This is a genomic window from Microbacterium sp. Nx66 (assembly GCF_904066215.1).
GTDB lineage: Bacteria > Actinomycetota > Actinomycetes > Actinomycetales > Microbacteriaceae > Microbacterium > Microbacterium meiriae.
On the sequence record NZ_LR880474.1, the window covers coordinates 3,137,432 to 3,155,068 of the forward strand.

Here is a 17,637-nt window from a genome sequence, read left to right on the forward strand (position 1 = left end):
ATCGGGAGGGCGTTCTGCGTCTGAGGTCAGGCCGGACGGGGCCGGATGACGGGCCGACGACTGCCCTTCGAGACGGGAGTCGGGGCCGTGGCGACGATCTCCTCGACCGTCGCGGGCTCCTCTGACACGGGCAGGCGGAGAGCCTGCGTGAGCGCGAGGCCGTGCCGGGTGGTGAGGATCAGCCGGTTGTACTGCGGGTCGCCCTCGAGATCGACGACCACGCTGGGGCGACGGCGACGGATCAGCACGAAGTCGAGGCTGCCCGCGGCCTTCCAGCTCCCCGCCGCCAGCACGCCCGGGATGTGGGTGCCCGGGTTCGGGACGCCGCGGAGCCAGGTCCAGGCGTCATCGGTCAGCTGGACCTTGGTGATCGTGTCGCGCACGATGCGGACGTTCTCACGGTGGAAGGTGGCGGCACGTTCGATGGGCGAGAGCACGACCTCGAGTTGCGTCTGGTCCAGCAACAACGTCACCATGCCCCCAGTCTGCCAGCGCCGCCCTCCCGGTTGGCTGGAAGTTGCTCACAGGAACGCAACGATCCCTTGTCGGAATCACCCACACGCCCACCCGCAGCAACCACCTCCCGCGAGGACAGGCGCTCACGCCGGAACAGGCCGCTACCGGGAGTGCAAGCCTGACTCCGCGCGAGCGCCTGATCTCGCCGACCTCGCGACCGCCGCTCCCTGCGCAGGCATCCGCGCGACATCAGGCAGCAGGGTCCAGGGGCCCCTGTTCCCGCGCGGGCGCCTGTCTTCGCGCGAGCGAGCGGCGGCGGAAGTCAGGGACGCGCGGTGAGGGCGGCCCGGGCGGCGTGCGGCAGGGCTTCCTCGATGCGCTGGAGCTCGTCCTCGCCGTGCGCGGCGGTGAGGAACCAGGCCTCGAAGACGCTCGGCGGCAGCGCGACCCCGTGCTCGCGCATCGCGTGGAAGAACGCGGCGTACCGGAAAGACTCCTGCGCCTGCGCCTCGGCGTAGTCGCGCGGAGCGGAGGCCCGGAAAGACGCGCTGAAGAGGTTGCCGGCGGACGCCAGAGCGTGGGTGACGCCGGCCTCGCCGAGCGCGCGGTCCAGCGCCGACGACACCCGAGCGGCTGCGGCGTCGACGGTCGCGTAGACCTCGGGCGTCGCGAGTCGCAGCGTGGCCAGGCCCGCGGCCACCGACAGCGGGTTCCCGGAGAGCGTGCCCGCCTGGTAGACCGGGCCGAGCGGCGCCAGAAGGTCCATGACTTCGGCACGACCGCCGAGGGCCGCCAGCGGCATACCGCCGCCGACGACCTTCCCGAAGGTGAGGATGTCGGGCAGGTAGTTCTCCCCCGCCTCCGCCTGGAGTCCCCAGAAGCCCGCCGGGTGCACCCGGAATCCGGTGAGGACCTCGTCGAGGATCATGAGGGCGCCGTGCGCGTGGGCGGTCTCCGCGATGAGGCGGTTGAAGCCCGGCAGCGGAGGGACGACGCCCATGTTCGCCGCCGAGGCCTCGACGATGACGGCCGCGATCCGCGGGCCGTGCTCGGCGAAGACGGCGGCGAGCGCCTCCGGGTCGTTGTAGCGGATCACGAGCGTCTGCGCGGCGATCGGCGCGGGCACGCCGGCCGAACCGGGAAGCGCCAGCGTGGCGACCCCGGATCCGGCTTCCGCGAGCAGGCCGTCGGAGTGGCCGTGATAGTGACCGGCGAACTTCACGAGCAGATCGCGGCCGGTCGCGCCGCGGGCGAGACGGATCGCGGTCATGGTGGCCTCGGTGCCCGTCGAGACGAGACGGACGCGCTCCACGGGACGGATCTCGCCGAAGCGCACGCGGTCGGCGATGAGCGCGGCGAGCTCGACCTCCCCCTCGGTCGGCGCGCCGAAGGAGAGCCCGCGGGTCGCGGCCTCCTGTACCGCGGCGACGACCTCCGGATGCGCGTGACCGAGCAGCGCGGGGCCCCAGGACGCGACGAGGTCGACGTACTCGCGGCCCGCGGCGTCGGTCACGGTGGCACCACGCGCCGAGGCGAGGAACCGGGGCGTCCCGCCGACCGACCCGTAGGCGCGCACCGGAGAGTTCACCCCACCGGGGATCACCGCTCGGGCGGCAGAGAAAAGGTCGTCATTGCGGTCGGTCATCGAGGCTCCTCCGTGATGCACTGAACTCTCCCGGCATCCCTTCCAGGCTAACCCGCCGCGTCTCCCCCGGAGGCCGCCGGCAGGCAGCAGGACGGCTCAGCCGCGCAGCCAACGGGCCGCTTCGGTGGCCCAGTACGTGAGCACGGCATCGGCACCCGCGCGGCGGATCGACAGCAGCGACTCGAGGACCGCGGCGCGCCGATCGATCCAGCCGTTCGTGGCGGCGGCCTCGATCATCGCGTACTCGCCCGACACCTGGTACGCCCAGACCGGGACGGTCACCGCGTCGCGGACCTCGCGGAGCACGTCGAGGAAGGCCATCGCCGGCTTCACCATGACGATGTCCGCGCCCTCGTCCTCGTCGACCAGCGCCTCCCGCACACCCTCGCGACGGTTGCCGGGGTCGAGCTGGTACGTACGGCGGTCGCCCTGGAGCTGCGAGTCGACGGCTTCGCGGAACGGGCCGTAGAACGCGCTCGCGTACTTCGCGGCATACGCCAGGATCAGCGTGTCCGTGAACCCCTCGGCGTCGAGCGCCTGACGGATCACGGCGACCTGGCCGTCCATCATCCCGGACAGCCCGAGCAGCTGGGACCCTGCGCGCGCCTGGGCCAGGGCCATCGAGGCGTACCGCTCCAGGGTCGCGTCGTTGTCCACGGAGCCGTCGGCGGCGAGGACGCCGCAGTGACCGTGGTCGGTGAACTCGTCGAGACAGAGGTCGGTCTGCACGACGAGGGCGTCGCCGACCTCGGCCGCCAGCGCTTCGGTGGCGACGTTCAGGATGCCCTGCGGGTCGTCCGCGCCGGAGCCCCGGGCGTCGCGCACCGCGGGAACGCCGAACAGCATGACGCCGCCGACCCCGGCCTCCGCGGCCTCCACGGCCGCAGCGCGCAGCGAGTCGATCGAGTGCTGGGCGACACCGGGCATCGACCCGATGGCGACCGGTTCGCTCAGGCCCTCGCGGACGAAGAGCGGGAGCACGAGCTGCCGGGGCTCGAGAGAGGTCTCGCGCACGAGGTCGCGGACGGCGCGCGACTGGCGAAGTCGGCGCAGGCGGATGTCGGGGAAGCTCACGGCGCGAACTCGTCTGCCGCGTGCGGAAGGGTGAACTGCGAGACGGCTTCGATCAGCGCATCGATGGTCTGCCGGTCGGCGACCACCGAGACGGGGAGACCGGCACGCTCGGCGTCCTTCGCCGTGCGGGGACCGATCGCCGCGAGCAGCGTCTCGTCCGGGATCTCGGGGAACTGTTCCCGCACCTGCTCGGCCACCGAACCGCTGGTGATGAGGATCGCGTTGATCCGGCCGTTCTCGACATCGCGGCGGATGCGCTCCGTCACCGGGACGCCGACCGTGCGATAGGCGACGACGCCGTGCACGTCGTGCCCCGCGTCGGAAAGGAGGAGGCTGAGGACGGGCTTGGCGATCTCGCTGCGCAGCGCCAGGATGCGGCGCGGCTCGTGCTCCAGGGCGATGAGCTGCTGCGCCATGCCCTGCGCGGAGTTGTCCTGTTCCGGCACCAGGGCGACCTCGTAGCCCACGGCCTGCAGCGCCGTGGCCGTCGTCTCGCCGACGGCCGCGATCTTCGTGGTCTTCGGCACGACGGCGCGGTGGGCGAACAGCACGTCCACCGTGGTCGCGCTCGTGACGGTCAGCCAATCGAACTCACCGGCCGCGAGCTGCTCCAGCGCCCGGTCGAGCGTCGCCTGGTCCGTCGTGGGCGCGAAGTTGATGAGCGGGGCGACGACGGGAACGGCCCCGAGGTTCCGGAGACTCGCGGCGACGCTGTCGCCCCAGGGTCCGCCACGGGGCACGAGGATGCGCCAGCCGTCCAGCGGTCGGTCCTGCTTGCTTTCAGAAGTGGTCATGACAATTCGGATTGCTCTTGAGGGACGAGGTCGGCCGCCCCTTGATCGAGCAGCCGACGGGCAACAGCGAGCCCGAACTCACGCGCTGCGTGCATCGGGTCTGCACCATCGGCAGCATCCGCACCATTGCCACTGCCGTTCCGATGAATATACTCCCCGTTCAGGGCTTCCGTGACGTCCAGACCGATCCGGCGACCCCCGTCCGGGGCGTAGACCACTGTCCTGACGCGGATCTCTGCCCCCTGGACGACGGCGTGCGCCGCCATGGGGGCTTGACAACCGGCGTCCAGGCCCTCCAGGATGGCCCGCTCGACCGTGATCGCGAGCCGCGTCTCGCGGTGGTCCAGCGCCGACAGCGCCGCGCGCAGCTCCTCCGGGGCATCCGCCCGCGTCTCGACTGCCAGCGACCCCTGGCCCGGCGCCGTCGGCCATTCCGCGAGACCGAGCTCCTCGCGATGCAGGGGCGAATCGGTGCCCAGCCGCGAGAGCCCGGCGGCGGCGAGGATCACGGCGTCCAACTCGCCGGACGCGACGCGGGAGAGCCGGGAGTCGACGTTGCCGCGGATGTCCACGACGTGAGCGCGGGGCGCACGACGGTGGACCTGCGCGATGCGGCGGGGCGACCCGGTGCCCACCGCGCTCCCGGCCGGCAGCTCATGCAGCGGGATGCCGTGTCGGGTGAGCACCACGTCGCGGGCATCCTCCCGTCGGGGCGTCGCGGCGATGACGAGCGACTCCGGCACCGCGGTCGGGAGATCCTTGAGGGAGTGCACGAGGAAGTCGCACTCGCCGGCGAGGAGGGCCTCACGGAGACGGGTGGCGAAGATGCCGAGGCCGCCGATCTCCGACAACGAGGCGCGATTGGTGTCGCCCTCGCTGGTGATCGGGACGAGCTCGACGCGCCGGCCGGTGACCTTCTCGAGCGCTGCGGCGACGTGGCCCGACTGCGCCTGCGCGAGCGCGCTGCGACGGGTGCCGAGACGGATGGGGGTGCTCATGGCGCTTACTGCAGCACGTCCGCGATCTCGTCGAAGCGCAGGCGGCGCCCCGTGTAGAAGGGCACCTCCTCCTTCACGAACATGCGGGCGTCGGTGTAGCGGAGGTCGCGCATCATGTCGACGAGATCCGTGAGTTCATCCGCCTCCATCGGGAGCAGCCACTCGTAGTCGCCCAGCGCGAAGGCTGCGACGGTGTTCGCGATGACACCGGTGAACGCGGCGCCCTTGCGACCGTGGTCGGCGAGCATCGTGCGGCGCTCCCCCTCCGGCGCGAGGTACCACTCCGGGGTGCGGACGAACGGGTAGAGGACGAGCCAGTCCTTGGGCTCGATGCCACGGAGGAACCCGGGGACGTGCGCGCGGTTGAACTCGGCGTCGCGGTGGACACCCATGGCGTTCCACACCGGCAGGAGCGAACGCAGCATCTCGGTGCGGCGCAGGCGACGGAGCGCCCGCTGCAGCTCCTCGGCCGTGGCACCGTGCAGCCACACCATGAGGTCGGCGTCGGCCTTGAGCCCGGAGACGTCGTAGAAGCCGCGGACGGTGACGCCCGAGTCCTCGATGTGCGAGACGATCGACTCGACCTCGGTCGCGTCGTTCTCGGTGACGGGAGCATCGGGATTGCGTCGCCAGACGGCCCAGAGGGTGTAACCGGACGGGTTCTCTTCACGCAGGTCGGACATGATCCCAGTCTGCCCCCTTTGCGGAGGAGCCGCTAATCAGGGGAATACTGCCCCCACGCGAGGGCGGTACGGGGGTCGATCAGCGGGCGATGGCGCGGGCGATGGCCCACACCGCCCCGCCGACGACGGCGGCGATGCCCACGGTCGCGGCGATCGCTGCGGCGGGGTTGCGGTCGGCGAACGCGCGCGCCTTCACGGCCGCCCGCGCCGACGCCTTCTCCACGCGCCGGGGGATGTTCCCCTTGACCTCGATGGCGGCCAGGGCCGCCTTCAACTCCGCCCGCGCCGAGGCGACGGGATCGACGATTCCCGCGGGGACCGCGGTGCGCGGCAGAGACTCAGGGGTGCTCATCGCCGGCCTCCTTCACGATTCGGATGTCCTCGGCCACGGCCTGTGCCGGGTTCTGGCGACGGAGCACCTTGCGGAACTTCAGGATGCCGAGCAGCGCGAACAGCAGCACGGCGACGATGAGGATGCCGAACACCGCCAGCGCGGACAGCCATACCGGCCACCACGACGACAGCCCCGCGATCGCGAACACGAGGATCACGGGCACGGCCCAGAACAGGAAGAACAGCGCGACGAGGAACCAGACGGAGCCGACGCCCGCATCCTTCGCCGTGCGCGACACCCACGCCTTGGCCGCGTCGATCTCGGCCTTGACCAGATTCGTGACGAGCTCCGGCAGGTCGCCGAGCAGCGTCAGCAGGCTGTCGTCGGCACGATCCCGATATCCGCGGGGCATGTCAGTCGTCGGACTTCCGCGGGGCGGGCTTCTTCGCGGCCGGCTTCGAGGCAGCCGGCTTCTGGGCTTCGGCGGCGCGCTCCTTGACCTCGTCGACCGCGTCCTCCGCGGCGTCCGAGATCTCCTCGGCGGCGTCCTTGCCGGAGGCGATGACCGCATCGAGCTTCTGCCCTGGCGTGCCGTCGCCGGTGACCGACTTGACGATCTTCACGGCGCCGGTCCAGACGGCGCCCGGGACCGCGGCGGCCTTGTCGCCGACGAAGCCCTTGACCTTGTCGACGCGCTCCTGCACGGGGTCGGTGTTCCAGACCTTCAGCCACTGCGTCTTGATCTGCTCGTAGCGCTCGCGTCCTGCGCGGGTGCCGAGCACATAGCCGACGCCGAGTCCGACGACGAGTCCGATCTTCCCCTTCATGGGGTCTCCTCACGTTGTTCCGGCTGTGGTCCGTCCCGGGGGACGCCGATCGCCCGCGTCTCCACCGCGATCAGGTACCCAGCGTAACGCCGTATGCCGATTTCGGCATCAATCGATCAGAGGGTTGACACGGAGGCATCGAGCGCACTCGCGCGTGCTCGGCGGACGCTCAGTCCCAGAGGAGAGCGCGGCGCAGGCGGTCCGCCTCCTCCGCAGCGTCCGGCACGACCTGCGCGAGCCCCGTGCCCGCGAGCCAGGCACCCACAGCGGCCAGCCCTGGCACGGCCTGCACGGCCTGACGCGCTGCGGCACGCCGCTCCCCCGAGCCGATGATCGACGCGGGCTGCGCCTGCACGAAGCGCCCACGATGACCCGCCACGACCTGGGCGGGCGACAGCGGGACGCCCAGGAGCGCCGAGGCCTCCCGGCGGGCGAGGTCGATCGCGGCCCCGTCATCCAGCGCCGCGGTGGCCGCAGGTTCCCCCTGCGCACCGAAGGAGACGCGGACCACCTCGCGGTCGCCCGCGGCCTCCCGCACCCACGACCACTTCGCCGTGGAGTGTGTGAGCGCCTTCGCCGTGTGGCTGTGCGGAACGGTGAGCACGCCGGTGCCGCGGGGCGGGGTGCGCAGCGCGGGCGCGTCGAGCAGCAGACTGATGATCTCGATCTCGGGGGCCGGTGCCGCGTCGGCGGCCGCGAGGGCGGGCACGGCGCCCGCGAGCAGCTCCCGCGCCCCGTGCTCGGAGGTCGCGACGATCACGGCGTCGGCGGCGAGTTCCGCCTCCTGCGTCGTCTCCTCGCCCTCGATCGGCTCCTCCGCGGCGGGCTCCTCGACCACGACGCGCCAGGTGGTGCCGTCGGTGGTGAGGCAACGAGCTCGGACGCGGGTGCGCACGGTCGCACCGAGTTCGTCGAGGTCGGCCGCGAGGGCGTCGACGAGTACGCTCATCCCGCCGACGAGCCCCTCGACGGCGGCACCGGGAGTCTTCGCGCCGCGCGACGCCGCCTCACCGCGGAGGGCCAGCACCGCCCCGGAGAGGGATCCGACGCGGGTCAGGGCGGCGTTGAGTCCGGGGGCGGCGACGTCGATGTCCACGTCGTCCGGGGAGGCGGAGTAGACACCCGTGGTGACGGGGGCGACGAGGCGGTCGCGCACCTTCTCCCCCATGCGCGAGGCGACGAGGCGGCCGAGGCTCAGCTGGTGGCCGATGGTGAGCGGCGGGCGCACCCGGTCGAGATAGGCCCGCCAGGCGCCCGACCAGCCGATGATGCGGCGGACGTCGTCCTGGAAGGGGTTGCCGGGGATGCCGAGGATGCCGCCGGCCGGAAGCGGAGCCGCGCCGCCGGGGAGTCCGGCGAGCCACGCGCCTCCCGCCTGCGGCGTCACGACGCGGTCGGAGAGACCGAGATCGTTCACGAGAGCCCGGACGTGCCCGCCCTTCGTCGCGTAGCTCTCCGCGCCCGCGTCGACGACGACACCGTCCAGCGCGACCCTGCGGATCACGCCACCCAGGGACTCGGACCCTTCGAGCAGCGTGACCTGCATGCCGACCTTCGCGCACTCCCGCGCGGCCACGAGTCCGCCGACGCCGCCGCCCACCACGACGACGTGCTTCCGTGCGGCACGGGCCGCCAGGTCGGCCGGTTCAGCGGGTGCGGGGTGCTCGGGGCTCATGCCTCCATCCTTTCACCGCCCCTGCGCTTCGAATCGCCCGATTGGCCGGATAATCGCCGCGGATGCCGCCAGGTGCGCGATCCGAACGGAGGTCAGGCCCGACCGCGCTTGCGCACCTCGCGGAGGACGATCTGCTCGGGACAGACCGTGGAAAGGAAGTCGCCGACGGAGAGGGCGAGGCGTTCACCGACGAGCGAGTAGAAGATGCGGTTGGCATCGCGACGTTCGGAGACGAGGCCTGCCTGCCGCAGCACGCTCAGGTGCCGGGAGATGGTCGGGCCGCTCGCGGAGAAGCGGGACGCGATCTCCCCGGCCGCGAGCTCCCCCTCCTTGAGGTCCTGCAGGATCTGCCTCCGGGTGGGATGGGCGAGCGCCGCGAAGATGTCGGATGCGCTGTCGGCCATGCTTGCAATATAGCACCTTCGCTAGATACAGTTTCGCCAGATAGCTAATTAGCGAAGGAGAACACCATGAAGGTCGCCATCACCGGAGGCAGTGGATTCGTCGGCCGCGCCCTCGCCGATCGCCTGGAGGAGCCCGTGGCGATCTCCCGACGCTCCGGCACGGACATCACCGACGTCGACGCGCTGACCGCCGCCTTCGCCGGATGCGACGCCGTCGCCCACTGCGCCGGGATCAACCGGGAGATCGGCGACCAGACCTTCCGCCGCGTGCACGTCGAGGGCACGGCCGCCGTCGTCGAGGCCGCTCGCCGCGCCGGCGTCCGGCGGCTCGTCATGGTGAGCTTCCTCCGCGCCCGGCCCGACTGCGGCTCCGCTTACCACGAGTCGAAGTGGGAGGCCGAGGAGATCATCCGCGGCTCCGGGCTCCCGCACACGATCCTGAAGTCCGGGATGATCTACGGCCCCGGCGATCACATGGTCGACCATGTGACCCGTGCCGTCCGCACCCTCCCCTTCTTCTGGACGGTCGGCTACCGCGAACGCACCGCCCGCCCGGTCCCCGTCGAGGATGCCGCGGACGTGCTGGTGGCCGCGCTCGAGGGCCGCATCCCGGAGCCGACGGTCGCCGTGATGGGGGCGGACGAGGTCACGCTCGGGGAGGCCATCCGCCGGATCGCCCGCGTCGCCGGACGTCGTCCCGCGTTCCTCCCCGTTCCGGCCTGGGTCGTGCGGGTGCTCGCGCAGCTCACCGAGTGGACCATGGTCGTGCCCCTGGTCGCGAAGGCGCAGGCGCGGATGCTCGCGGAGGGCGTCAGCGAACCGGCACCGTGGGCGCCGGAGCCGCCGGAGGGCATCCGCCCGTCGCGGCCGTTCGACGACGACAGCATCCGCGCGGCGCTGCCCACCGGCCGCTTCGGTCTTTCGGACCTGCGGCTGGCGCGGGCGCTTCGAATCGCCTGAATGGCTGCATCTGGGCTGCAGATGCCGCAAAGCAGGCGATTCGAACGGAGGTCAGCCGGCGTGCACCAGCTCGACGATACGGGTGAGCTGGTCGGGGTCGGTCTCCGGGGGCACACCATGGCCGAGGTTGAGGATGTGCCCGCGGGCCGCGCGACCGCGTTCGAGCACGTCGCGGACATGCGCCTCGAGCACCGGCCACGGCGCGCCGAGGAACGCGGGGTCGATGTTCCCCTGCACCGAGACGTCGGGGCCGAGGATCGCGGCGGCCTCGTCGAGGGGCAGCCGCCAGTCGACCCCCACGCCGTCGGCGATGCCGTCCAGCCGCATGTCGCCGAGGAAGGGGCCGGTGCCGACGCCGAAGTGGATCGTCGGGACGCCGATGCCGTCCAGAGCGGTCCGTGAGTGCGGCGCCACGAAGGTGCGGTAGTCGGCGGGGCTGAGGGAACCCGCCCAGCTGTCGAAGAGCTGCACGACCGCGGCGCCGGCATCGCGCTGCGTCTCCAGGAACCGCCGCGAGATCTGCGCCAGCCAGCCCGCGAGACGGTGCCAGGCCTCGGGCTCCGCGTGCATCATGCCGCGCGCACGCAGGTGCTCCTTGGACGGACCGCCCTCGACGAGATACGCCGCGAGCGTGAAGGGGGCTCCCGCGAAGCCGATGACCGGGGTGTCGCCGAGCTCGGCGGCGACGATGCCGACGGCTTCCGCGATCGCGCTGCCGTCGAGGCTGTCCGGATCGATCGCCGTGATGCGGTCGACGTCGGCCAGCGTCCGCACCGGGTTCGCGAAGACCGGGCCGCGGCCGGGCTCGATCTCCACGTCCACGCCGGCGAGACGCAGCGGGATGACGATGTCGCTGAAGAACACCGCCGCGTCGACGCCGTGCCGTCGCACGGGCTGGAGGGTGATCTCGGCGGCGAGGTCGGGGGTGAGGCAGGCGTCGAGCATGCGCGTGCCGACCCGCAGCTCCCGGTACTCGGGCAGGGACCGGCCCGCCTGGCGCATGAACCAGACCGGAGCGGTGGCGGGGCGGTCGCCGGTGAGGGCGCGCAGCAGCGGGGCGTCGGAGAGTGCCATGCCCCCATCCTCCCATCCGGCGCCTAGGGAGCCGCCGAGTCCCGGCTCCGTACGCTCGGGTACAATCGAAGGGTGCTGCTGTGTGTGACGGCGAGTCACAAGACCGCCTCCTTCGAACTGCTCGAACGCCTGAGCCGCACCCCCGACGACGTCGCTCCCACCATCGTGGGCATGGCGCCGTGCGTGCAGGGTGCCGTGGTCCTGGCGACGTGCAACCGCTTCGAGGCGTACGTGGAAATGGACGAGCCCGTGACCGCGGCCGGCGCCATCGGCGTCGAAGCCGTGATCGAGGCCGTCGAGTCCGCGACCGGCATTCCCGCCGCCGACCTCGACGGTGCCTACGCCGTGCATTCCGGTCGCCGCGTCGCCGAGCACCTCTTCTCCGTGGCCTCCGGTCTCGAGTCCGTCGTCTCCGGCGAGGGCGAGATCGCCGGCCAGGTGCGGCGTGCCCTGAAGTCCGCCCGCAAGGACGGCACCACCTCCCCCGAGCTCGAGCGCCTGTTCCAGCGCGCGAGCCAGGCGCAGCGCAAGGTCAAGAACGTCACCGCCCTCGGCCGCGCCGGTCGATCTCTCGTGCGTCTCGCACTGGAGCTCGCCGACAGCCGCATCGCCGACTGGTCGGCCGAGCGCGTGCTGCTGGTCGGCACCGGAGCCTACGCCGCCGTCACCCTCGCGACTCTGCGCGAGCGCGGCGCCGTCGACATCTCCGTCTACTCCCCCTCGGGCCGCGCAGAGATCTTCGCGGCCAAGCACGACATCCGCCCGGTTCCGGCAGACGAGTACGCACGCACGGCGGCGCACTCCACGCTGCTGATCACCTGCACCACCGCGACCGAGCCCGTGCTCGGCCCGGAGCACCTGCAGCTCCCGGTCGGCCTCGCCGCCGCGGGCTGCCCCGTCAGCGCGACCAGCGGCACCACCGGTGTCCCGAGCCGGCTGGTGGTCGACCTCGGCATGCCGCGCAACGTCGACCCGGCCGTGGCCGCACTGGAGGGCGTCGCGCTGCTGGACCTGGAGACCATCCGCCTGCACGCCCCGCTCGAGGAGCTGCAGGCGACGGACGCCGCCCGGAGCGTCGTCCGCGAGGCCGCGGAGACCTTCCACGTCGTCGGTGCCCGCCAGAGCGTGACCCCGTCGGTGGTGGCGTTCCGGTCGCACATCTTCGAGCTGCTGGAGCGCGAGATCGACCGTGCGCGCGCCCGCGGCGACGAGGACGGCAAGGTCGAGCAGGCCCTCCGGCACCTCTCCGGCGTGCTGCTGCACACGCCGACCGTGCGGGCTCATGAGCTCGCCGCCGCCGGTCGCGCGGACGAGTTCGCCGCCGCGCTCGCGACGCTGTACGGCATCACCCCTGCCGCGGACACGGTCGAGGACGCCGCCACAGCCTGATCCGGCGGGGTGGGAGACTGGAGGCATGGCCCTTCACATCACCGGAGACACCGCCGCCGACGCCCTGCTGACCGAGAACCCGACGGCTCTGCTGATCGGCATGCTGCTGGACCAGCAGATCCCCATGGAGACCGCGTTCACCGGACCGCTCAAGATCGAGCAGCGGACGGGAGCCGCGGATGCTGCGGCGATCGCGGGCATGGCACCGGAGGAGTTCCTGGAGGCCTTCCGGCAGACCCCCGCGGTGCACCGGTTCCCCGGCTCCATGGCGACGCGGGTGCAGACCCTGTGCCAGGCGCTCGTCGACGACTGGGACGGGGACGCCGCCGCCCTCTGGACACGACCCTCGACAGGCTCCGGCCCGTCGACAGGCTCAGGCCCTTCGACAGGCTCAGGGACCCAGCCGAGCGGCGCCGAGGTGCTCGAACGGCTCAAGGCTCTTCCCGGCTTCGGTGAGCAGAAGGCGAAGATCTTCCTCGCCCTCCTCGGCAAGCAGTACGGGTTCACCGGCGAGGGCTGGCGTGAGGCCTCCGCTCCCTACGGCGAGGACGGTTCGTACCGCAGCGTCGCCGACATCGTGTCGCCCGAATCGCTGACGAAGGTGCGCGAGTACAAGAAGGCGATGAAGGCGGCGGCGAAGGCGGCGAAGTAGTGCAGCCGACCGGGGACGACGTCGCGGGGCTGATCGCCCGCTCCTCCCCGGCCGTGCGTCGCCGTGATGCGGAGACGCTGACCGCTCTCCTGCGGGACATCTCCGGACGCGAACCGCAGACCTGGGGCTCGATCATCGGGTTCGGCTCCTGCCACTACCGCTACCCCACCGGGACGGAGGGCGACAGCGGCATTCTGAGCTTCGCCCCCCGGAAGGCCGCGACCACGATCTACCTCCTCGACGGCGTGGACGCCCACGCGGAGGCTCTCGGCGCGCTCGGCCCGCACACGACAGGGGTGGGCTGCCTTTACATCAAGGACCTCGACCAGGTCGACCTCGACGTGCTGCGCGTGATCCTCGAGCGTTCGCGCGCCTGGGTCGAGTCCGGCGGCGACGCGCGCATGCACCTGACGGTCACGTCGTAGCTCCCCCTCCTGTCGCCGAGACCCCGGGTTCCCGCCGAGACCCCGGCGTGGGGACGTGTGGGGCCCGGGGTCTCGGCGGGAGGGCGGGGTCTCAGGTGGTGGCCACCCCCTCCGCGACCCGCAGACACCGTGCGTGCGCCGCGTGACGCCGCCACCGGCGGTCGTGCGTCACTGTGACGACGGCGGCGGAATGATCGACGAGGGCGCCCTCGAGCTGCTCCACGAGCTCGGGATCGAGATGGTTCGTCGGCTCATCGAGCAGCAGCAGGTCGAACGGCGTCGCCAGCGCGACCGCGAGATCCAGCCGGCGACGCTGCCCGACCGAGAGTGTCCGCACGTCGCGGTCCGCCTCCGGCCCCCGGAAGAGTCCATGAGCCAGGAGGGCGTCCTGCGCATCCGCCGGTGCCGTCCCCGTCCGCGCCGCGAAGACCTCGACGGCGGTACCTCGCAGGCGCGTGTCGACGTCCTGCCGGAGGAACGCGATCCGCAGCCCGTCCGCGTGGCGGATCGTCCCGGACGCGGGGATCAGCTCGCCGACGAGGAGGCGGAGGAGCGTCGTCTTCCCGGCGCCGTTCGGCCCGGTCACGAGCCACCGCGAACCGGCCTCGATCGTCCACTGCGACACGTCAAGCCGTCGTCCCTGTTCACGGAGGGAGACGGCATCGAGGGTCAGGAGTGGGTCGTCGAGCGGTGCCCGATCCTCTGCTGCGACCACGAACCGCAGGGGCTCGGGCGGCGCCGGGCACGGGTTCTCCCGCAGCCGCGACAGCCTCTCCTTCGCCATGCGGATGCGTCCGACGGCACCGTGGTCGCGGCTCCGCGCCCGGAACGCGCCATGACCGAAGCCGTCGAGCTCGAGCTTCCGCGGGATCGCCTGCAGCCGGAACGCGTTGGCGGCGAGCAGCGACTCGGCCCGGGCGAGCTCGGCCTTCCACTCCTCGTGGCGCGCGACCGCCGCACGTCTCTCGGTCTCGCGCGCTCGCAGGAACCCGGCGTAGCCATCGCCGTAGCGCCGGATCCGACCGTCCTCCACCTGCACGACAGCCGTCGCGAAACGGTCCAGGAAGTCGCGGTCGTGCGTCACGACGACCAGCGCTCCGCGGTGCGCGGCGAGTCGCTCCTCGAGCCAGGTCAGCGCCCGGTCGTCGAGGTCGTTCGTGGGCTCGTCGAGGAGGAGCAGTTCGGCTCCGGAAGAGAGGGCGACCGCGAGAGCGAGCCGCGCCCGCTCTCCGCCCGACAGCGCGGCCACCGGTCGCGCGCGGTCCACTCCGCCCAGCCCGAGCTGTTCGAGGGCGGTGTCGATGCGACGGTCGACGTCGTATCCCTCGCGGGACTCGAAACGGTCCTGCAACAGGGCCACAGCGGCCATCTGCTGCGCACGCTCGGCGGAGCCCCCGGCGGCGAGGAGCTCGTACGCGTGGCCGAGGTCGCGCTCCAGCACGCGGAGGTCGCCGAGGAGATCGTCGATGGCATCGGCCATCGTCGCTCCATCCGCGAACACGGGGTTCTGCCGGGCATGAGCGATCCCGCCGGGGAGGTCGAGCCGCACCTCCCCGGATGTCGGTGCGAGAACACCGGCGAGCAGATCGAGCAGCGTCGACTTCCCGGCGCCGTTGTCGCCGATGACGGCGAGGCGGTCGGCGGGTCCGACGGCGAGATCGATGCGGTTCAGCACGAGACGGTCGGCGAACCGGACGGAGGCGGCCTGCAGCGCGCACTCGCGATGAACGCGGGCCGGAGTGTCGGAAGGGGTCGAGGGTACAGGGAACATGAGGGGTCCTCTCCGGCGGCGCACGCGCACCGCCGGGATCTGCGTCGATGACGCGGGGAACAGGAACCTCGACCGCCCCCTGCTCGGGTGCGGGTCGCTCAGGACCCACCGCGGAGAAGAGCTCTCGACGCGGCGTCCCGATCTAGCGAATCAGAGTACCCACGAGGAGCGACCATAGCAGGGCGACCCGGCACGCGCCAGACCCCGCCTTCTCGGTGAGACCCCGACGTGTACCCGCATGCACCCCGGGGTCTCGACGGGAATCCGGGGTCTCGGCGTCAACGGCGGGGGCGGGAGCGGAGGCGGGAGGAGAGGCGGGCGTGGGCGGCGGGGACGGCGAAGAGGAGGATGATCGCGAGGACGATGCCGCGGACGATCCAGAGGCCGGGCTCCCAGATCACCTCGTAGTTCCCAGGGAGACCGAGGAACGCGGCGATGATCGATCCCCACGACGCGCGGCCGCTGCTGTCCGTGTCGATCGAGAGTCCGCCCACGATGCTCAGCACCCCGAGGCTCAGCAGCACGATCGGCATGATGAGGGCGCCGGACTTCGCCTCCCCGCGCGCGATCATGCGGATCACCGTCACGAGCGACACGAGGGGGAACACGAAGAAGAACCAGACGAGGGCGCCGAGCAGCAGCCCCACGACGATGAAGATCGGCACCCAGATCAGCATCCAGGGGCCTTCGTCCGCGATGAAGTAGTCCGGGTCGCGGAGGATCGCGACGACGAAGCCCGCAAGGGTCCCCAGCGGCAGCACCGCGAGCACCCACCAGAACACGGCCTTCGGCACCCGCTTGCGCTCCCCCAGCCGCGCCATCACGATCTGGATGATGACCGCCGCCGCGAGCGCCGGGATGCCGAACATCGCGATGATCGGGCCTGCGCCGTCGTTCTCGCGCAGGTCGAGCACCGTGAGGATCATCCACGACACTGCGAGCGCGCCGAGCACGATGGCCGCGACCGGACGCACGGGCGAGGATTCCACCCGCGCGTCGGCTCCCCCCGGTGTCGTCATGTCAGGCGCCGCGGAGGCGCTCCGCCAGGTAGGCATGCAGCTCGTCGATCGGGACGCGCTCCTGTGCCATCGTGTCCCGGTCCCGCACCGTCACGGCGCGGTCGTCGAGTGAGTCGAAGTCGACCGTGACGCAGAACGGCGTGCCGATCTCGTCCTGGCGGCGGTAGCGCCGGCCGATCGCACCGGCGTCGTCGAAGTCCACGGCCCACGAGCCGCGCAGCGTGTCGGCCACCTCGCGGGCGAGCGGCGACAGCTTCTCGTTGCGCGACAGCGGGAGCACGGCGGCCTTGACCGGAGCCAGGCGCGGGTCGAGCTTGAGCACGGTGCGCGTGTCGGTGCCGCCCTTGGCGTTGGGCACCTGCTCCTCGACGTACGCGTCGACGAGGAAGGCCATCATCGCGCGGGTGAGTCCGAAGGAGGGCTCGATCACGTACGGGGTGTAGCGCTCGCCCGTGGCCTGGTCGAAGTACGTCAGGCTCTGGCCGGAGGCCTCGCTGTGGCTGGAGAGGTCGTAGTCGGTGCGGTTGGCGACGCCCATGAGCTCGCCCCACTCCTTGCCGGCGAAGCCGAAGCGGTACTCGACGTCGATGGTGCCGGCCGAGTAGTGCGCGCGGTCCTCCTCCGGCACGTCGAACTGCCGCATGTTCTCCGGGTCGATGCCGAGGTCGATGAACCAGTTCCAGCACGCCTCGACCCAGTGGTCGAACCACTGCGGCGCCTCGGCGGGCGGCGTGAAGAACTCGATCTCCATCTGCTCGAACTCGCGGGTGCGGAAGATGAAGTTGCCGGGGGTGATCTCGTTGCGGAACGCCTTGCCGACCTGGCCGATGCCGAACGGCGGCTTCTTGCGGCTCGCGGTGAGCACGTTCGCGAAGTTCACGAAGATGCCCTGCGCGGTCTCCGGACGCAGGTAGTAGAGGCCGGACTCGTCGTCGACCACACCGAGGTACGTCTTCACCAGACCGGAGAAGGCCTTCGGCTCGGTGTACTGCCCCTTGGTGCCGCAGTTCGGGCAGGGGATGTCGGCGAGACCGTTCTCGGCCTTCCGCCCCTTGCGCGCCTCGAAGTCCTCGATGAGGTTGTCGGCACGGAAGCGCTTGTGGCACTGCAGGCACTCGACGAGCGGGTCGGTGAAGGTCGCGACGTGGCCGGAGGCCTCCCACACGCGCTTCGGCAGGATGATGCTGGAGTCGAGGCCGACCATGTCACCGCGACCGCGCACGAAGGTCTGCCACCACTGGCGGCGGATGTTCTCCTTCAGCTCCGTGCCGAGGGGTCCGTAGTCCCAGGCCGACCGGGAACCGCCGTAGATCTCACCCGCCTGGAACACGAACCCGCGGTGGCGGGCGAGGGCGATGACCTTGTCGAGGCGGGACTGTTCGGCCACGGTGGCTCCAATGGTCGGATGCGGAGAATGCCCGTGAGCACGGGCACCCCCAGTCTATCCGGGGCCGGAG

19 protein-coding genes are annotated in these 17,637 nt (G+C 71.7%); 4 read left to right on the top strand and 15 right to left on the bottom strand.

What is annotated here, in order from left to right:
• Positions 1-26 precede the first annotated feature (26 nt).
• The 11 genes from MICNX66_RS15150 to MICNX66_RS15200 all read right to left on the bottom strand — a co-directional run bounded on the left by MICNX66_RS15150 (position 27) and on the right by MICNX66_RS15200 (position 8,890).
• Positions 27-476 carry a hypothetical protein gene (locus MICNX66_RS15150; protein WP_136052962.1) on the bottom strand — a complete coding sequence of 150 codons (450 nt, stop codon included), beginning with the start codon at positions 474-476 and terminating at the stop codon, positions 27-29.
• Positions 477-778: 302 nt separating this feature from the next.
• Complete coding sequence (gene hemL, locus MICNX66_RS15155) at positions 779-2,101, bottom strand: glutamate-1-semialdehyde 2,1-aminomutase (protein ID WP_187662557.1); 1,323 nt, start codon at positions 2,099-2,101, stop codon at positions 779-781.
• A 96-nt stretch (positions 2,102-2,197) separates the two neighbouring features.
• Entirely contained in the window at positions 2,198-3,175 is a 978-nt protein-coding gene (hemB, locus tag MICNX66_RS15160) for a porphobilinogen synthase (RefSeq protein WP_187662558.1), read from the bottom strand.
• The gene (locus MICNX66_RS15165) at positions 3,172-3,969 is read right to left on the bottom strand and encodes a uroporphyrinogen-III synthase (RefSeq protein ID WP_187662559.1); all 798 of its coding nucleotides are present in this window, start codon (positions 3,967-3,969) and stop codon (positions 3,172-3,174) included. The genes hemB and MICNX66_RS15165 overlap by 4 nt, the downstream gene beginning before the upstream one ends.
• Positions 3,966-4,967: a hydroxymethylbilane synthase gene (hemC, locus tag MICNX66_RS15170; RefSeq protein WP_187662560.1), complete on the bottom strand. Its 1,002-nt coding sequence runs from the start codon at positions 4,965-4,967 to the stop codon at positions 3,966-3,968. Before hemC ends, MICNX66_RS15165 begins: the two co-directional genes overlap by 4 nt.
• A 5-nt stretch (positions 4,968-4,972) precedes the next feature.
• On the bottom strand, positions 4,973-5,653 hold the full coding sequence (gene hemQ / locus MICNX66_RS15175) for a hydrogen peroxide-dependent heme synthase (protein ID WP_370429007.1): 681 nt from the start codon (positions 5,651-5,653) through the stop codon (positions 4,973-4,975).
• 76 nt (positions 5,654-5,729) lie between these two features.
• Positions 5,730-6,002, bottom strand: coding sequence for a hypothetical protein (locus MICNX66_RS15180; RefSeq protein WP_187662562.1), 273 nt, complete (start codon positions 6,000-6,002; stop codon positions 5,730-5,732).
• Positions 5,989-6,396 (bottom strand): phage holin family protein, encoded by a 408-nt coding sequence (locus MICNX66_RS15185; protein WP_071329218.1) that lies wholly within the window; start codon positions 6,394-6,396, stop codon positions 5,989-5,991. The genes MICNX66_RS15180 and MICNX66_RS15185 overlap by 14 nt, the downstream gene beginning before the upstream one ends.
• A 1-nt stretch (position 6,397) precedes the next feature.
• The gene (locus MICNX66_RS15190; RefSeq protein WP_060921530.1) at positions 6,398-6,811 is read right to left on the bottom strand and encodes a hypothetical protein; all 414 of its coding nucleotides are present in this window, start codon (positions 6,809-6,811) and stop codon (positions 6,398-6,400) included.
• A 169-nt stretch (positions 6,812-6,980) separates the two neighbouring features.
• Positions 6,981-8,486: a protoporphyrinogen/coproporphyrinogen oxidase gene (locus MICNX66_RS15195; RefSeq protein WP_187662563.1), complete on the bottom strand. Its 1,506-nt coding sequence runs from the start codon at positions 8,484-8,486 to the stop codon at positions 6,981-6,983.
• 92 nt (positions 8,487-8,578) lie between these two features.
• Positions 8,579-8,890 carry a metalloregulator ArsR/SmtB family transcription factor gene (locus tag MICNX66_RS15200; RefSeq protein WP_060921528.1) on the bottom strand — a complete coding sequence of 104 codons (312 nt, stop codon included), beginning with the start codon at positions 8,888-8,890 and terminating at the stop codon, positions 8,579-8,581.
• A gap of 66 nt (positions 8,891-8,956) precedes the next feature.
• Here MICNX66_RS15200 and MICNX66_RS15205 point away from each other — a divergent pair, with 66 nt between their 5' ends.
• On the top strand, positions 8,957-9,850 hold the full coding sequence (locus MICNX66_RS15205) for an NAD(P)H-binding protein (protein ID WP_187662564.1): 894 nt from the start codon (positions 8,957-8,959) through the stop codon (positions 9,848-9,850).
• Between the two features lie 51 nt (positions 9,851-9,901).
• On the opposite strand, the gene hemE is transcribed toward MICNX66_RS15205, so the two are convergent.
• Complete coding sequence (hemE, locus tag MICNX66_RS15210) at positions 9,902-10,924, bottom strand: uroporphyrinogen decarboxylase (RefSeq protein WP_187662565.1); 1,023 nt, start codon at positions 10,922-10,924, stop codon at positions 9,902-9,904.
• A gap of 72 nt (positions 10,925-10,996) precedes the next feature.
• Between hemE and MICNX66_RS15215 the strand changes: the two genes are divergently transcribed.
• From MICNX66_RS15215 to MICNX66_RS15225, 3 genes are read left to right on the top strand one after another with little or no spacing between them, the layout of a single operon-like run.
• A complete protein-coding gene (locus tag MICNX66_RS15215) occupies positions 10,997-12,313 on the top strand; it encodes a glutamyl-tRNA reductase (protein ID WP_187662566.1) in 1,317 nt (438 codons plus the stop codon).
• A 25-nt stretch (positions 12,314-12,338) separates the two neighbouring features.
• Positions 12,339-12,965, top strand: coding sequence for an HhH-GPD-type base excision DNA repair protein (locus MICNX66_RS15220; protein ID WP_187662567.1), 627 nt, complete (start codon positions 12,339-12,341; stop codon positions 12,963-12,965).
• Positions 12,965-13,390 (top strand): DUF1801 domain-containing protein, encoded by a 426-nt coding sequence (locus MICNX66_RS15225; RefSeq protein WP_187662568.1) that lies wholly within the window; start codon positions 12,965-12,967, stop codon positions 13,388-13,390. The genes MICNX66_RS15220 and MICNX66_RS15225 overlap by 1 nt, the downstream gene beginning before the upstream one ends.
• Before the next feature lie 91 nt (positions 13,391-13,481).
• Here MICNX66_RS15225 and MICNX66_RS15230 read toward each other — a convergent pair whose 3' ends face one another.
• The 3 genes from MICNX66_RS15230 to MICNX66_RS15240 form a co-directional block, all read right to left on the bottom strand.
• Entirely contained in the window at positions 13,482-15,161 is a 1,680-nt protein-coding gene (locus MICNX66_RS15230) for an ABC-F family ATP-binding cassette domain-containing protein (protein WP_187662569.1), read from the bottom strand.
• Between the two features lie 278 nt (positions 15,162-15,439).
• Complete coding sequence (locus MICNX66_RS15235) at positions 15,440-16,180, bottom strand: hypothetical protein (protein ID WP_187662570.1); 741 nt, start codon at positions 16,178-16,180, stop codon at positions 15,440-15,442.
• Between the two features lies 1 nt (position 16,181).
• Entirely contained in the window at positions 16,182-17,567 is a 1,386-nt protein-coding gene (locus MICNX66_RS15240; protein ID WP_187662571.1) for a glycine--tRNA ligase, read from the bottom strand.
• Positions 17,568-17,637: the final 70 nt, after the last annotated feature.

Coding starts and splice junctions, on each gene's coding strand:
- MICNX66_RS15205 (WP_187662564.1), top strand. CDS start 8,957: ATGAAGGTCGCCATCACCGGAGGCAGTGGATTCGTCGGCCGCGCCCTC.
- MICNX66_RS15180 (WP_187662562.1), bottom strand. CDS start 6,002: ATGAGCACCCCTGAGTCTCTGCCGCGCACCGCGGTCCCCGCGGGAATC.
- hemE (WP_187662565.1), bottom strand. CDS start 10,924: ATGGCACTCTCCGACGCCCCGCTGCTGCGCGCCCTCACCGGCGACCGC.
- MICNX66_RS15185 (WP_071329218.1), bottom strand. CDS start 6,396: ATGCCCCGCGGATATCGGGATCGTGCCGACGACAGCCTGCTGACGCTG.
- MICNX66_RS15230 (WP_187662569.1), bottom strand. CDS start 15,161: ATGTTCCCTGTACCCTCGACCCCTTCCGACACTCCGGCCCGCGTTCAT.
- MICNX66_RS15220 (WP_187662567.1), top strand. CDS start 12,339: ATGGCCCTTCACATCACCGGAGACACCGCCGCCGACGCCCTGCTGACC.
- MICNX66_RS15200 (WP_060921528.1), bottom strand. CDS start 8,890: ATGGCCGACAGCGCATCCGACATCTTCGCGGCGCTCGCCCATCCCACC.
- MICNX66_RS15235 (WP_187662570.1), bottom strand. CDS start 16,180: ATGACGACACCGGGGGGAGCCGACGCGCGGGTGGAATCCTCGCCCGTG.
- hemL (WP_187662557.1), bottom strand. CDS start 2,101: ATGACCGACCGCAATGACGACCTTTTCTCTGCCGCCCGAGCGGTGATC.
- MICNX66_RS15150 (WP_136052962.1), bottom strand. CDS start 476: ATGGTGACGTTGTTGCTGGACCAGACGCAACTCGAGGTCGTGCTCTCG.
- hemC (WP_187662560.1), bottom strand. CDS start 4,967: ATGAGCACCCCCATCCGTCTCGGCACCCGTCGCAGCGCGCTCGCGCAG.
- MICNX66_RS15190 (WP_060921530.1), bottom strand. CDS start 6,811: ATGAAGGGGAAGATCGGACTCGTCGTCGGACTCGGCGTCGGCTATGTG.
- MICNX66_RS15195 (WP_187662563.1), bottom strand. CDS start 8,486: ATGAGCCCCGAGCACCCCGCACCCGCTGAACCGGCCGACCTGGCGGCC.
- MICNX66_RS15165 (WP_187662559.1), bottom strand. CDS start 3,969: ATGACCACTTCTGAAAGCAAGCAGGACCGACCGCTGGACGGCTGGCGC.